Source organism: Pseudoruegeria sp. HB172150 (genome assembly GCF_013184805.1).
GTDB lineage: Bacteria > Pseudomonadota > Alphaproteobacteria > Rhodobacterales > Rhodobacteraceae > Psychromarinibacter.
Genome location: NZ_JAATNG010000006.1, coordinates 200,456 through 214,589, shown reverse-complemented (window position 1 = coordinate 214,589; position 14,134 = coordinate 200,456). Strand labels below are relative to the sequence as shown.

General features: G+C 63.9%; 13 protein-coding genes. 6 read left to right on the top strand and 7 right to left on the bottom strand.

Going from position 1 to position 14,134, the window contains the following annotated elements:
- Nucleotides 1-19 precede the first annotated feature (19 nt).
- From HCO70_RS21500 to HCO70_RS21480, 5 genes are all read left to right on the top strand, one after another.
- Nucleotides 20-661, top strand: a complete 642-nt coding sequence (locus tag HCO70_RS21500; RefSeq protein WP_172299945.1) for a protein-L-isoaspartate(D-aspartate) O-methyltransferase — start codon at nucleotides 20-22, stop codon at nucleotides 659-661.
- Between the two features lie 43 nt (nucleotides 662-704).
- Entirely contained in the window at nucleotides 705-1,889 is a 1,185-nt protein-coding gene (locus HCO70_RS21495; protein WP_172299944.1) for a peptidoglycan DD-metalloendopeptidase family protein, read from the top strand.
- A 306-nt stretch (nucleotides 1,890-2,195) separates the two neighbouring features.
- Nucleotides 2,196-4,535 (top strand): Hint domain-containing protein, encoded by a 2,340-nt coding sequence (locus tag HCO70_RS21490; protein WP_172299943.1) that lies wholly within the window; start codon nucleotides 2,196-2,198, stop codon nucleotides 4,533-4,535.
- Between the two features lie 184 nt (nucleotides 4,536-4,719).
- Nucleotides 4,720-5,178: a MarR family winged helix-turn-helix transcriptional regulator gene (locus tag HCO70_RS21485; protein ID WP_172299942.1), complete on the top strand. Its 459-nt coding sequence runs from the start codon at nucleotides 4,720-4,722 to the stop codon at nucleotides 5,176-5,178.
- Nucleotides 5,175-5,984, top strand: coding sequence for an NAD(P)-dependent oxidoreductase (locus HCO70_RS21480; protein ID WP_172299941.1), 810 nt, complete (start codon nucleotides 5,175-5,177; stop codon nucleotides 5,982-5,984). The genes HCO70_RS21485 and HCO70_RS21480 overlap by 4 nt, the downstream gene beginning before the upstream one ends.
- 255 nt (nucleotides 5,985-6,239) lie before the next feature.
- On the opposite strand, the gene HCO70_RS21475 is transcribed toward HCO70_RS21480, so the two are convergent.
- The 4 genes from HCO70_RS21475 to HCO70_RS21460 are packed head-to-tail and all read right to left on the bottom strand — an operon-like array spanning nucleotide 6,240 to nucleotide 9,045.
- Entirely contained in the window at nucleotides 6,240-7,076 is an 837-nt protein-coding gene (locus HCO70_RS21475) for a DUF815 domain-containing protein (protein WP_172299940.1), read from the bottom strand.
- Nucleotides 7,073-8,059 carry a twin-arginine translocase subunit TatC gene (gene tatC / locus HCO70_RS21470; protein ID WP_172299939.1) on the bottom strand — a complete coding sequence of 329 codons (987 nt, stop codon included), beginning with the start codon at nucleotides 8,057-8,059 and terminating at the stop codon, nucleotides 7,073-7,075. Before tatC ends, HCO70_RS21475 begins: the two co-directional genes overlap by 4 nt.
- Nucleotides 8,056-8,805, bottom strand: coding sequence for a Sec-independent protein translocase protein TatB (gene tatB / locus HCO70_RS21465; RefSeq protein WP_172299938.1), 750 nt, complete (start codon nucleotides 8,803-8,805; stop codon nucleotides 8,056-8,058). The genes tatC and tatB overlap by 4 nt, the downstream gene beginning before the upstream one ends.
- Before the next feature lie 24 nt (nucleotides 8,806-8,829).
- A complete protein-coding gene (locus tag HCO70_RS21460; RefSeq protein WP_172299937.1) occupies nucleotides 8,830-9,045 on the bottom strand; it encodes a twin-arginine translocase TatA/TatE family subunit in 216 nt (71 codons plus the stop codon).
- 242 nt (nucleotides 9,046-9,287) lie between these two features.
- Here HCO70_RS21460 and HCO70_RS21455 point away from each other — a divergent pair, with 242 nt between their 5' ends.
- Complete coding sequence (locus HCO70_RS21455) at nucleotides 9,288-9,989, top strand: YafY family protein (RefSeq protein ID WP_172299936.1); 702 nt, start codon at nucleotides 9,288-9,290, stop codon at nucleotides 9,987-9,989.
- Between the two features lie 23 nt (nucleotides 9,990-10,012).
- Here HCO70_RS21455 and HCO70_RS21450 read toward each other — a convergent pair whose 3' ends face one another.
- The 3 genes from HCO70_RS21450 to HCO70_RS21440 all read right to left on the bottom strand — a co-directional run bounded on the left by HCO70_RS21450 (nucleotide 10,013) and on the right by HCO70_RS21440 (nucleotide 14,083).
- Nucleotides 10,013-11,647, bottom strand: a complete 1,635-nt coding sequence (locus HCO70_RS21450; RefSeq protein ID WP_172299935.1) for a peroxidase family protein — start codon at nucleotides 11,645-11,647, stop codon at nucleotides 10,013-10,015.
- Between the two features lie 242 nt (nucleotides 11,648-11,889).
- Nucleotides 11,890-13,005 (bottom strand): ABC transporter ATP-binding protein, encoded by a 1,116-nt coding sequence (locus HCO70_RS21445; protein ID WP_371742296.1) that lies wholly within the window; start codon nucleotides 13,003-13,005, stop codon nucleotides 11,890-11,892.
- 97 nt (nucleotides 13,006-13,102) lie between these two features.
- Nucleotides 13,103-14,083, bottom strand: a complete 981-nt coding sequence (locus HCO70_RS21440; protein ID WP_172299933.1) for a hypothetical protein — start codon at nucleotides 14,081-14,083, stop codon at nucleotides 13,103-13,105.
- Nucleotides 14,084-14,134 lie beyond the last annotated feature (51 nt).

Here is a 14,134-nt window from a genome sequence, read left to right as displayed (position 1 = left end):
TCGCATGCTGGGGGCAGCCATGACCATGGACGCAGAACGCACGATGCAGTTCCTCTTCGCTCTCCGCTCGAAGGGAGTGACGGACAAGCGCGTGTTGGAAGCGATGGAAAAGATCGACCGCGGCGAGTTCGTGCGCGGCCATTTCGCGGAACGCGCCTATGACGACCTGCCGCTGCCCATCGCCTGCGGCCAGACCATCAGCCAGCCGGGCATCGTGGGACTGATGACGCAGGCGCTGAACGTGCAGCCGCGCGACAAGGTTCTGGAGGTCGGAACCGGCTCGGGCTACCAGGCGGCGATCCTCAGCCTGCTGGCCCGGCGGGTCTATACCATCGAGCGCCACCGCACGCTGGTGGCCGAAGCGCGGGCGCTTTTCGACCGGCTGAGCCTGTCCAACATCACGACGATTGCAGGCGACGGAAGCTTCGGCCTGCCCGACCAGTCGCCCTTTGACCGTATCGTCGTTACCGCAGCGGCCGAGGATCCTCCCGGTCCGCTATTGGCGCAATTGCGTGTTGGCGGTATTATGGTATTGCCGGTCGGCCAGTCTGACGCGGTCCAGAGTCTCATAAAGGTGACAAAAACCGAGTCTGGACTGGAGTATGACGAATTGGCCCCGGTACGTTTTGTGCCTCTGATCGAGGGACTGGGACAGGACTGACGGCAAGACCCCGGGCAACAACGGGGAACCGAGAGGACGAGCGATGGCAGATTTCCGCTTACGCAAGGCATCCGTGCTATTTGTTTCCGCGAGCCTATTCGCGCTTGGCGCATGCTCCGGCGGCTTCGACGTCGACATGCGCGATCTGAGCGGCGGGTTCGACACGACCGACGCGACCCGGCTGGCCACCGAAAGGCGGCCGAACCCGGATGCGCGCGGGGTGATAACCTACCCGAACTTCCAGGTCGCGGTGGCGCAGGAGGGTGACACGATCGCCTCGATCGCGCAGCGGCTTGGTGTCGATCCGAACATGCTGGCAAAGCACAACGGCATCGGCGCGACCGTGCCGCTGCGCAAGGGCGAGGTGATCGCCCTGCCCGGCCCTGTCGGAACCGGAGCCGGGGCAAACGGCACTGTCGACATCAACTCGCTGGCCAGCGGTGCGCTGGATCGTGCCGGTACCGGCACCGTCCGGCCGCCGTCTTCGGTGACGACCACGACGCTCGACCCGGCACCCGCCCCGGCCTCCGCCGCCAAGGCGCAGCCCGGACCGGAGCCGGTTCGCCACAAGGTGGTGCGCGGCGAGACCGCCTATTCCATCGCCCGGCTCTACAACGTCTCGGTCCGGTCGCTGGCCGACTGGAACGGCATGGATTCGCAGATGACCGTCCGCGAAGGCCAGTACCTGCTGGTTCCGGTCGCGACGGCCGGCCAGCCGGAACGCGCGGCGCCACTGGACACCACCTCGGCCCCCGGCCAGGGCAGCACCGTTCCGGAGCCGCCCAGCGCCTCGCGGCCGCTGCCCGAGGAGAGCGAGGTCGCCTCGGCCGCGCCGCCGCCCTCGCCCGATCTCAGCAAGGAGCGCACCGCCGAATCCGGTGGCCGGCTGATGATGCCGGTTTCCGGGTCCATCATCCGCCCCTTCAACAAGGGCAAAAATGACGGCGTCGACATCGGAGCGGCCGCCGGCACCAAGGTGCGCGCCGCCGATGACGGCACCGTCGCCGCGATCACCCGCGACACCGACCAGGTGCCGATCCTGGTAATCCGGCACGCCGACAACCTGCTGACGGTCTACGCCAACATCCAGAACATCGCCGCCAAGAAGGGCGACAAGGTGACCCGCGGCCAGGCCATCGCCGAGGTGCGCGACAGCAGCCCGTCCTTCCTGCATTTCGAGGTGCGCGAAGGCTTCGAAAGCGTCGATCCGGTGCCTTACGTCAACTGAGTCTTTCCCGCGCCGCCCGGCCTTCCGGGCGGCGCGGGAGCCTGCCGTCGCGCTGGACCCGTCTGCCGTGTATTGCGGCAAACTTGGTTAATGCGCGCCAAACTCCCGTCACGTTCGACCTGATTTCAAGGGCTTACGCCCCCCGTTTCGCGTGACTGATCTCAAAACCGTCCGATTGTCGCCTCAGCCGGGCCGCGCCGGTCCCGCATACCGGGCGGACCCCATGGCGAGGGTCCGGGCCCGGCGCGTCTGCGCTGGGACGTCACTGACAGGACGGCCGGCCCCCGCCGAGATGAGAGAAACCGCATGGCCGTCTACAACGTCCGCTTCTACGACTATAACCCGCAATACCTGATCCCGTCGGGGACCGGCAGCAGCTTTACATGGTCCGGACCGTCCGCCGCCGTCGGCAAGGCGACGATCACCGACAACGAATTCGGCAGCCAGGGTTATACGCTTGACGACGACAACAGCGGGGGCGAAAGCGCGACCGCCTGGGTTCAGGTCGGCAACGACGTCTCGACCTATTCCAACGTCGACGCCGAAATCGCGTGGACGGTGACCGACAACGTCACCGGGCAGACGTTCCAGATCGTGCAGTTCGAGGTCGAGAACGGGTCTGCCAGCGGCTATTACACGCTGTCCGAGATCCCGCTGGTCGCGGGCCGCAGCTATACCGTCAACGATTACGACTCGAACCCCAACGTCCAGTCCAACGATCCGGTGTTCAGCGCGCAGGATTACGAGGCGCCGGACGCGGTGATTTCCGGGACCTCCGGGAATGACAGCATCGACGGGTCCTACACCGGCGATCCGGAAAACGACCAGGTGGATGACGGGTTCGCCGGCGGCAGCGACGGCAACGACAACGTCATCGAGGCGGGCGGCGGCAACGACACGGTCGAGGCCGGGCTGGGCGACGACAGCGTCGATGGTGGTTCCGGCGCGGACAGCATCGTCGGCGGCGACGGCGCGGACACGCTGGAAGGCGGCAGCGGCAACGACACGATCTTTGGCGACAATGCCGGCGGCACCCCCGCGGGCGACGACGAATACCTCGACTGGAGCGCGCAGGGCGGGGACGGCACCAACGTCGCCTCGGGCTTCACCCAGAATACCGGCGATACCGATGTCAGCGTGTCGTTCACGAACGACGGCAACAACAACCCGACGTTCAACGTCGAAACCTCCGACGACGTCTATGTCGGCAGCGGAGAGGGTTTCGACGACGACTCGAACCTGTACCTCTACGGGAACGGTGGCGGGGCGACCTCCAGCGCGTATTTCGAGTTTTCCGCCGCATCCGGCGCCGCGGTCACCGGCGAGGTGCAGGACGTGTCGTTCCGCATCAACGACATCGACTCCTACCCCAACAACCACGTCGATATCATCACGATCAACGCCTACGACGCCGACGGCAACGCCGTTACGGTGACGATCACGCCGTCCGGCGACGACACGGTGGACGGCAACACGATCACCGCCGGCAGCAGCCTGGACGACCCGGACGAATCCGACGGTTCGGCGCTGGTGGAGATCGCGGGGCCGGTGTCGCGGATCGAGATCAGCTATTCCAACGGTCATAACCTGACCCAGGCAATCTATGTCTCGGACGTGCATTTCACCACGATCCCGGATGTCGACGAGCTGAACGCGGACGTAATCGACGGCGGCCTCGGCGACGACGTGATCGACGGAGAGGAAGGCGCCGACACGATTACCGGCGGTGAAGGCGACGACACGATGACCGGCGGCGAGGGCAACGATACCTTCGTCATCGGCGCCGGCGACGGCAACGACGTCATCACCGATTTCGACACCTCGGACGAGGACGGCGACGGCCAGTTCGCGGACCAGCTGGACCTGTCGGGCCTGACCGATGCCGAGGGCGGCAGCATCGAATCCTGGGATATCGCGATCACCGATGACGGGTCCGGCAATGCCGTCCTGACCTTCCCCAACGGCGAAAGCATCACGCTTATGGGTGTCACGCCGGACGAGATTTCCGGCGCCGAGAACCTGAATGCCGCCGGCGTGCCCTGCTTTGCCGCCGGTACCCTGATCCGCACACCCACGGGCGACGTTCCGGTGGAGAGCCTGCACGCGGGCGACCTGGTCGAGACCCGCGACCACGGCCCGCAGCGGCTGATCTGGACCGGCCAGCGCCACCTCGATGCAGAGGCCCTGCTGGCCGAACCGCAGAACCGTCCCGTGGTGATCCCCGAAGGCGTGCTCGACAATAACAGCCCGCTCGTCGTTTCGCCGCAGCACGGCATGCTTCTGGACGAGCGCCACGGCCTGCCCGGCGAACGTCTTGTGCGCGCCAAGCATCTGGCCGAGGCCCCCGGCCCGGTCCGCGTTGCCAATGGCAAGCGGCAGGTGACCTATCATCATCTGATGTTCGCCGCGCATCAGGTGATCTTTGCCAACGGCACACCCAGCGAAAGCTTCTACCCCGGCCCGCAGTCGCTGAAGATGTACCCGGCCCCGGTGCTGGCGCAGCTTACCGCGCTGGTCCCCGATCTGGGCGTGAAGCCGGTCGAGACCGCCTATGGGCCCACCGCCCGCATCTACCTGAAGCGCCGCGAGGCGCTGGAACTGGTCGACCTGCGCGGTGTGGGGAAGATGGCGTCGGAGGCGGCTTAGGGTTCGCGCAGACGGCCACCCCGGAACAACGGGAAATGCCGCACACAGATCCGCAGCTCCTGACGGCGGCCGAAACCGTCGCGTAACGTGCCATCCGAACGAGGCATCGCGGCGTGGTCTTGACAATTAGTTCGCTACCTTGCAATTATTGTATGGTAGCGAACTAACTGACGAGATATAGCCTATGCATGAAGGCAACGACACCGAGCACACGACGGTCGGCGCGTGGGCAAAGCGGTGCTACTTCGCGGGCCGCGCCCTTATGGATGCGACCTTGCGGCCATACGACCTTGGTTCGACCCAATGGTATGTGCTCTGGCATCTGGCAACGTTCGGCCCGACCGTTCAGCGCGACCTGGGACGAGCCCTTGAACTCGAAAGAGCGACATTGAGCGGGATCGTGGCCACTCTCGTCCGGAAAGACCTCGTCAGCCAGGCAGCGAATGAGAAGGATCAGCGCCAGCGGCTTCTGACATTGACGCCGTCTGGACAAAAGCTGTGGCAAGACCTCCCCGATCTTTCGTTTATCCACGAAACCGCATTCGGCGACATGGATGATGCCGATCTGGCAACCACGATCCGTGTTCTCCAAGCCGCAACAGAGCGGCTGCAAGAGCGCCTTCGCACAGGAGACCCCGAATGACCGTGCTCGTAACCGGCGCGACCGGACTTGTGGGCGAGCGTCTTGTTCCGCGGCTCCTGGAGGCGGGATGTGACTGCCGGATTCTCCTGCGACCGGGAAAGCAGCCCGCTCAGAACGCGGAGACTGTGACGGGTGACATCCTTGATCCCGCGACGCTTGCGAACGCGGTTCAAGGCATCTCGGCGATCGTTCATCTGGCGGCCGTCTTCCGCACCAAGGACACCGATCTGATCTGGAAAAGCAATCTCGAGGGGACCCGTAATCTGATCGCGGCGGCGAAGGCACATGCCCCGGCTGCCAGATTTATCCTGTCGAGCACCAGCAACGTCTACAACGCCGACAATGCCCATCCCGGCCGCGAGGACGACCCGGTCGACCCGCACCATGCCTATCCCGCAAGCAAGGTGGCGGCGGAAGCGGAACTGCGCGATAGCGGGCTGAACTGGTCCATCGTGCGGTTCCCTTTCGTTTACGGAGACGGCGACGGTCACCTTGAAGCCCTTCCCGGACATGCCGGCCAATGGCATCCGGCACAGCGAATGAGCACCATCCACCATCGGGATATCGCGACAGGGATCAAGCTGGCGCTGGACGGTGTGTTCGACGGGCGCATCGTCAATATTGCCGACGAGGCGCCAACCTCGGTCTACGAGCTTGCAGCACTGGTCGGGGTGGAGATGGAGTCGATTTCAGAACCGTTGTCAAACCCATGGTATCTGCATGTCGACGGTTCGCTGGCCCGCAGCCTTGGCTTTCGCGCGTCCGTCAGGACCGTGTTCCAGGCGCAGCAAGAGGGGTTGCTGTGACGGGAGTCCCGTCCCTGATTCAAGCGTGCGGAGCCGCGCACCGGCGGGCCGCGGCGCGGCGATCCAACCGTTGGGCTATGGCGCTTAATAGTGGCCAGGCCCCTCTTCGCCATGAGCTAAGCGCTGGTGGCAGCCATATCGCCGGGCCCGGGGGCGGCCCGGCGATGCGCGGCGGCTTCGCCGCTGTTCGCGCGGGTTCTCTGAACGAACGGCTCGTGGCAGACGTCGCAATGGGTGGCCACCTGTGAGCGGCTCCTAGATCCGCACGCCCCGCCGGCCGGCAAGATCGGTGAAATATTGCCACGCCACCCGGCCTGACCGGGCGCCGCGCGTGGCCTGCCATTCGATGGCCTCGGCACGCATCTCGTCGTCGCTGATCTCGACCCCGTAGGCGTCGCAATAGCCGCGGACCATCGCGAGGTATTCGTCCTGCGAACAGGGATGGAAGCCCAGCCACAGGCCGAAGCGGTCGGAGAGCGAGACCTTTTCCTCCGTCGCCTCGGACGGAGAGATCGCCGTCGACCGTTCGTTCTCGATCATGTCGCGCGGCATCAGGTGGCGGCGGTTGGAGGTGGCGTAGAACACCACGTTGTCCGGCCGCCCCTCGATCCCGCCGTCCAGCACCGCCTTGAGCGACTTGTAATGCTGGTCGTCGTTGGAAAAGCTGAGGTCGTCGCAGAACAGGACGAAACGTTCGCCGGCATCGCGCAAAAGCGCCAGCAGACGCCCGACGCTCGGCAGGTCCTCGCGCTGCAGTTCCACGATCTTCAGCGCGTTGCCCTGCGCCAGCACCTCGGCATGGACGGCCTTCACGAGGCTGGACTTGCCCATGCCGCGCGACCCCCAGAGCAGAGCGTTGTTCGCGGGCAGCCCGCGCGCGAATTGCAGCGTGTTCTGCAGCAGCGTGTCGCGGGCGCGGTCGATGCCGATCAGCAGCGGCAGGTCGACCCGGTTCACCCTGCCCACGGGCACGAGGCGGTCGGGATCCACGTGCCAGACGAAGGCGTCGGCTTCGGAGAAATCGGGGGCCGCCAGCGGTGCCGGGCGCATCCGCTCCAGCGCCTCGGCGATGCGCCTCAGCTCGTCGCTCACGCCTTCGGGTCCTCGTCGTCGGAGTCCTCGGGTTCTTCGTCATCCTTGAGCGTGTCGAAGTAGTTCTCGAGCTCGTCCTCTTCGCCCGGCTCGTCGAACAGGCTTTCATCCTCGCCGATGATGCCTTCGGCGCGCGCTTCCTCGTCCTTCTTCTTCTCGACGCGGGCGACGAGGAAGATCGAGATCTCGTAAAGCGCGTAGACGACGGTGAACAGGATCACCTGCGTGGTCACGTCCGGCGGCGTCACCAGCGCGGCGACGGTCAGGATGCCGACGACGGCGTATTTCCGGGTGGCCTTGAGGCCGCGCGAACTGGCCAGCCCCGCCTTGCCCATCAGCGTCAGAAGGACCGGCAGCTGAAAGCAGATGCCGAAGGCCACGATCATCTTGAGGGTGATGTCGAGGGACTCGTTGACCTTGCCGTTGAAGACGATGCTGATGCCGCGGCTGGTGTCTTCGGCCTCGGGCACGCCCTCGGGGCTGGCCATCATGTTGGACAGCATCGCCGAAACGTAGGAGGGCAGATCCGCGAAGCCCAGGAAGAAGCGCATGGCCAGCGGCACGACGACGTAATGGGCAAAGGCCGCGCCGGCCAGGAACAGCAGCGGCGAGGCGATCAGGAACGGCAGGAAGGCGTTCTTTTCCGACCGGTAGAGGCCCGGCGCGACGAAGCGCCAGAGCTGGTAGGCGATCACCGGGAAGGACAGCGCGAGGCCGCCCACCATCGAGATCCGGATCAGGGTGAAGAAGTATTCCTGCGGCGCGGTGTACTGCATCACCGGGTTCGGGTTGCCGAGGTCCCGCATCGTCTTTTCGATCGGGACCAGCAGGAAATCGAGGATCGCGCCGCCGAAGGAGAAACAGATCACCATTCCGACGACGAAGGCGAGCACGGACCAGATAAGCCGCGTGCGCAGCTCGGCGAGGTGTTCGATCAGCGGGGCCGAGGAGGCGTCGATGTCGTCATCGTCGGCAGCGGTCATTTCGCGTCATCCCCGCTGGCCTTGGCCGGCTTGGTCGGTTTTGTGGTCTTGGGTTTGGTGGCGGTCTTGGGTTTGGATGCGGCTTTCGGTTTCGCAGCGGGCTTGGACGCCGTCTTGGGCTTTGCCGCTGCCTTCGGTTTCGCCGTGGATTTCGGTTTTGCCGCGGTGGCCGGTTTCGCGGTCGCCCCGGATTTCGCCGGCGCCTTGGGCTTGGCGGCCGCTTTGGGCGCCGGTTTCGGCGCTGCCGCCGTCTCTGCCGCCGCCGGTGTTTCAGGCGTCTCGGGCTTCGACACCGCGTCGGAGGCCGCCTTGGCGGCGCGGGCCGCCTCGGTCGCCTCGGCGGCTTCGCGCGCCTTCCGTTCCGTGGCCCGCTTTGCGGCGCTTTCGCGGATCTTCTCTGCCGCTTCGGCCCGTTCGGCGGAGAGCTTCGCGGTCTCGGGGCCCGGTTCGGCCTTCGGCTTGGTCTTGCCCGGCTCCCACTTGTCGAACTTGTCGGCCGCGGCGTTCAGCTTGTCGAGCCCCAGCGATTTCGCCGAGGTCGCCGATTTCAGCGTCTTGGTGACATCCGCCACCCCGGCCTCGTCGGCGGCGTCGTTCATGGCGCGCTGGAACTCGCGGGCCATGTTGCGCATCTTGCCGGTGAACCGGCCAAGGGTGCGGAACATGCCCGGCAGGTCCTTCGGGCCCACCACGATCAGCGACACGATGCCGATCAGGAGTAATTCGGTCCAGCCGAGATCAAACATGGAGCGGTCCGGGACAGAGGCGGATCAGGCCTTGTCCTTTTCCTCTTCCGGGGTCACGTCGCGGGCGGTGGTGGCGGCCGAGTCCTCGACCTCTTTCTTTCCGTCATCGACGCCCTTCTTGAAGGCGGTGATGCCCTTGCCAACCTCGCCCATCAGCGAGGAAATCTTGCCGCGCCCGAAAAGCACCAGCACGACGACGGCGATCAGAAGCAGGCCGGGAAGGCCGATATTGTTCAGCATGGGGTGTCTCCATCAGCAGGCCGCGGCGCGGCGGCCCGGTCCAAGATCACTGTCCGTGTTTATGGATTTCAGGCGCACCATGGAAGGCGCAAAGCGCCACATATCCCGATTTCGGGGTCACATTTTGCCCATCGAGGGGGTGTTTGGGGTTGCCGGAATTCCACCTGTCAGGTTTTTGTCAGTTAAGGGGATGCCGATCATGCCAGATCAGCCGAATCACCTGCGCCGAAACGGGGACCGCCATGCGCCGCACCGACCGCCTCTACACCCTGATCCAGACGCTGCGCGACGGGCGCATCCACAAGGCTGTGGATCTGGCGAAACGCGTCGGCGTCAGCGAGCGCACGATCTGGCGCGACATGGAGACGCTGATGTCCTCGGGCGTGCCCGTTCGCGGCGAGCGCGGGCTGGGCTACAAGATGACCAACCCGGTGACCCTGCCGCCCCTGAACCTGTCGCTGGCGGAGCTGGAGGCGCTGCACCTCGGCCTCGCCGCCGTGGCCGCAGGCGGCGACGAGGAACTCCGCACGGCGGCGCAGACGCTTTCCAACAAGATCGATGCGGTGCTGCCAGAGGATCGCGCCACGGCGCCGAAGAACTGGGGCTTTGCCGTCTATCCCTTCGCGGATGCGGCACAGGGCTTTCGCCACATGCCCCGCATCCGCGCCGCGATCCGTGCGCGGCAGAAGCTGGCCATCGACTATGACGACCCCGCCGGAGATTTCGGCCGGCGGGTGATCCGCCCGCTGAAACTCGATTACTGGGGCCGGGTCTGGACCGTCACTTGCTGGTGCGAAACCGGCGCCGACTTTGCCGTCCTGCGCATCGACCGGATCGAAACGCTGGACGTAATGCCTGCCCTATTCGTCGAGGAACAGGGCAAGACGTTGATGGATCTCAGGGCGCGGGAGGTAAGACCGTCCAACTTCTCAGGTCAAAGTTGAATGTATCGGCAGTACACAGCCGGTTAACTAGATGGCCAAACTCCCGCCAACTTTAGAACGTCCTCAAAGCCACCAATCTTTCCTGTACCATCAGGCGTTTCTGGCTCAAACTCCGCGTCACCTCTTCCGAGATAGCTCGTAATGTCATGCAAGATCAAACCGATCAGTGTGTTGGCCACAATGTGACTGCCCAATGGCCCGAGGTGTCTTCCGTCTGCGAAGACTTCCGCTTCACGCAGAATGTACAACCACATCGGCGTGGCATCCAACAGTCCAACCTGCTCTAGGGCCTCACCCACGCGGCCTTCACCCAACTCCTGGGGGGATAACTTTCGGATAGCTCCAGGATTGGAAACATTGATCGTATCGACAGCGGCTTGGCCCGTGGGAATATTCAATACGTAGCTTCTGCGAAGATTGCGGGTAGGAAGCCGTTGGATACCCGGTTCCTCATTTGGAAGCATCGAGGTGTCCGAAGGAAGGCTCTGGTCCATCGCACCCGCCGGCTGCGCCGTGTTGGTTAGACGAGACCAGTCGGCTTTGCATTGCTTCGGGAGCCGCTCATGCAGACAACCATTCCATGTGAGCATGCCAGCTCCTGTCAGCTCAAAGAACCGCAACAGCCGGACGCCATCCATATCCGAATTGTAATCATAGAACTGCTGAAGCATGGAATGCCCGAAGCGGAACGCAGCCACCGAAAATTCCAAAGGCATCGGGAATTCATCGTCTGCCTTCTCAATCTTACTGTAAAGTGGAGCCCCTTCTTGAATGACGGCTTCCACGATTTCCGGATCGCAAACCGACTTTAGATAGCTATTTATGATCAGCCAGTGATATACGTCCGTCACATACCGTCTGGCCGAATCAAAGTCCTTGCCTGCGCTAACGGCCGCGTTATGGAACCTAAGAAACGCGACCTGAAGCTGTGCTACCAACAAATTCTCGTCGTTACGCATATCGCCAATCAAAGCCATAGACCTGATTGGAACCCTGCCTCCATTATTGTTGGTACGGAAGAATTTGTTCGGAAGGTCCCCCTCGGCCAACACTTCCGCATCAAGCAGATCGCCGATCCGCGGCAGATCGAAATCATGGCTTCCAGTAACACCGCCCTCCAAGGTGCCCAACCGCATCTTGTTTGGGTTATTGCCGTCACGCATGGCCCTTTCAAGCGTCCCGCCTGGGTCGCCACCATAAAGACTGTCCAGATCCAGCCGACCAGTTCTGACATTCATCAGTCGGTCACACACATCACTACGCAAATTCGCTGTCAGCGGCACCCTGGCAATATTAAAGTTGGGCGAATCCTGCTCCCGATCTGTGTTGGCGGTACAATCATGGTCAATAAACTGACCAAAATACGTGAAAATGGCCGACAGATTCCCCATCAGCGTCCGGTGTTCGAACGTCGACAAGCCAAGGGTATCTAGTTTACGCGAGACCTCTCCGAAACTGTCGCTGATGTTGATGCCTGCTGCGTGCTCAAACATGTAAGCAAACTTGCCGCCTGCGTCTTCCACCGAGCTTTCAACGGCTTCGTGGTCCGGTGCTGTCGCCTCGTTCGAAACAGTATTGCAACGCGAGGTTCGCATTGTGACATGCATGTCAGGCTGTTTCTCCATGAAAATCATGCCATGACCTTGGCCTTTAAACATATTTCTCTCCATCGGCTAAATTAGATACGCAACGACGTCACATTCCGACGCCTCCAACAAATTCACTGAATGGATTACCCCCCCACAGCAAGAATAAACAGTTCAAATATTAAATTTACGATATCAAATATTGGAAATAAACCAAGTCTAAATTTTTACAATGAGGTGAATTCATTTCCGGACAGGGTTAACCGCAGGAAAAGTCAATCAAATCCAGACGCAGAAAGACTAGTTCTTTGCGTTTAAGTCACGTGACTGGACGCCCCGGTTCGGGAACTGGCTGCCGGAAACACGAAGCACCGGTCCCGCCGGATCGTCAGCCACAGCGCCATGCCCGGCTTTGGCAGGAACACGTTCGGCACCGTCGCCTTGATGACCGAGCCGTCGTGATCCATCCGGAACTCCACAAGGCTCTCCGACCCCATGAACCTCGCCCGCTGCACCACGCCCCGCGCCGGGGTGCCGTCCTGCGCGGTCGGCAACGGACCGGAGCCGTTGCGGTCGAAGTCGATCTTCAGGTGCTGCGGGCGGATCACGATTTCCACCTCGGTCCCGTCCGGAACGCCGGGGGCAAGGAACTGGCCGAAGGGCGTGTCGGTCAGCGCGCCCTGCACCCTGCCCTTCACCACGTTGATGTCGCTGAAGAACGCCGCCGCTTCCTTGTCGGCGGGCGTGTTGTAGACGTTATAGGGCGCGCCCTTCTGCACGATCCGCCCGCGCCGCATCAGCGCGATCTCGTCGGCCATGCGCATCGCCTCTTCCGGCTCGTGGGTGACCAGCAGGACGGCGGCGCCCTCTTCCTTCAGGATCTCCAGCGTCTCATCGCGGATGCCGTCGCGCAGCCGGTTGTCGAGGCCCGAGAACGGCTCGTCCATCAGCATGACCTTGGGCCGGGGCGCGATGGCGCGGGCCAGCGCGACGCGCTGCTGCTCGCCGCCCGACAACTCGTGCGGGTAGCGGTCGATCAGGTGGGTCATGTGCACGCGTTCCAGCATCGCCTCGACCCGCGCGCGTTTTTCCGCACGGTCGCCGGTCAGGCCGAAGGCCACGTTCTCGGCAACCGACAGGTGCGGGAACAGCGCGAAATCCTGGAACATCAGCCCGATTGACCGACGCTCCGGCGGAATACGAAAGACGGTGTCGCAGATCAGCTTGCCGTCCAGCCAGATCTCTCCCTCGTCCTGCATGTCGACCCCGGCGATGCAGCGCAGCGTCGTCGACTTGCCGCAGCCAGAGGGGCCCAGCAGGCAGGTCACCTGCCCCGGCATCACGCTGAGCGAGACATTGTCCACCACCGTGCGCCCGGCAAAGCGCCGCGTCAGGTTGCGGATGTCCAGCCGGGGAATGGCACTGGTCACGAAGCGGATCCTCGATCCCGATGGGATTTGTCGGGCATTGCCGGGGATAGCAACGGAGCCCGGCTGCTGCAAGGCGGTGGCCTGCCCCGCGCCCGTGTCAGGCGCCTGCCCCGTCTTCGGCATCGTCCGGCAGCCGGTCCACGATCCTGGCAAAGACCCAGTCCAGCGCCGCGACAAGGAACAGGACCAGCAGGACGACGATGACGATCGCCTGCGCCCGGTAGATCGCATCCTGCAGGGTCGCCGTTGAACACAGCAGAACCGCCGCCGAGAACAGCATCGACGCGAAGGGTCTTGGATGGACGACATAGCGGATGCCCAGCGTCGCGAATATCAGTGCGAGGATCAGGCGGACCTCTGTCGGCAGGCCGAGCACCTCGGCGAGGACGGCGATCACCACGCCGATGCTGGCCGCCTTGCCGAAGGTCAGCACCGCGGCCCGTTGCGCCTGCAGCGGCATGATGCCCCGCATCGTGAACAGCAGCGCGATCCAGTAGCTGCGCGGCGTCTGCAGCCACGCCATCAGCGCGTCGGTGATCAGCAGGCCGATCCCGATGAACACGGCAAGGGCGACAGCCTCGGCGCGGCTGATCTTCACCTTGGGAAACATGCCGGTGAGCCGCCTCCAGTGGGTGGCGGCGGCCCCGGCGATGAACCCGGCGGCATAGGTCAGCGCCAGGTTCCAGCTGCCGTCCTGCAGCAGGCCGAGCCGGACGGTCAGGTAGGTGAATATGGCGAAGACGACGACGCGGGTGCCGTATCTGTGCGCCTCGAACCCGGTGCCAATCACCAGCAGCAGCCCGACCAGCGTGGCGAACGCATAGCCCGGAATGGCGATCAGGCACAGGATCACGGCCAGCATCGCCGGTCCGGCGCGGAGCGCCATCCCCATGCCGCCGGATATGATCGCGAAGGCGCCCAGGACGAAACCGCCGACCGCGGCGAACGCACCGCCCTGACCGATGAGCAGCAGGCTTGGCAGAAGGACCACCATCGCGGCGCCGACCAGCGTCAGAGTCGTCGGCCACGGCAGCACCGGCGCGGCGGCGCCCTTGCCCTTTTGAGGATCGTCCGCCATCGCACCCCTCGCCACCGCTGAAATACCGTTGCGCGGGAATTGTCCGGAAAA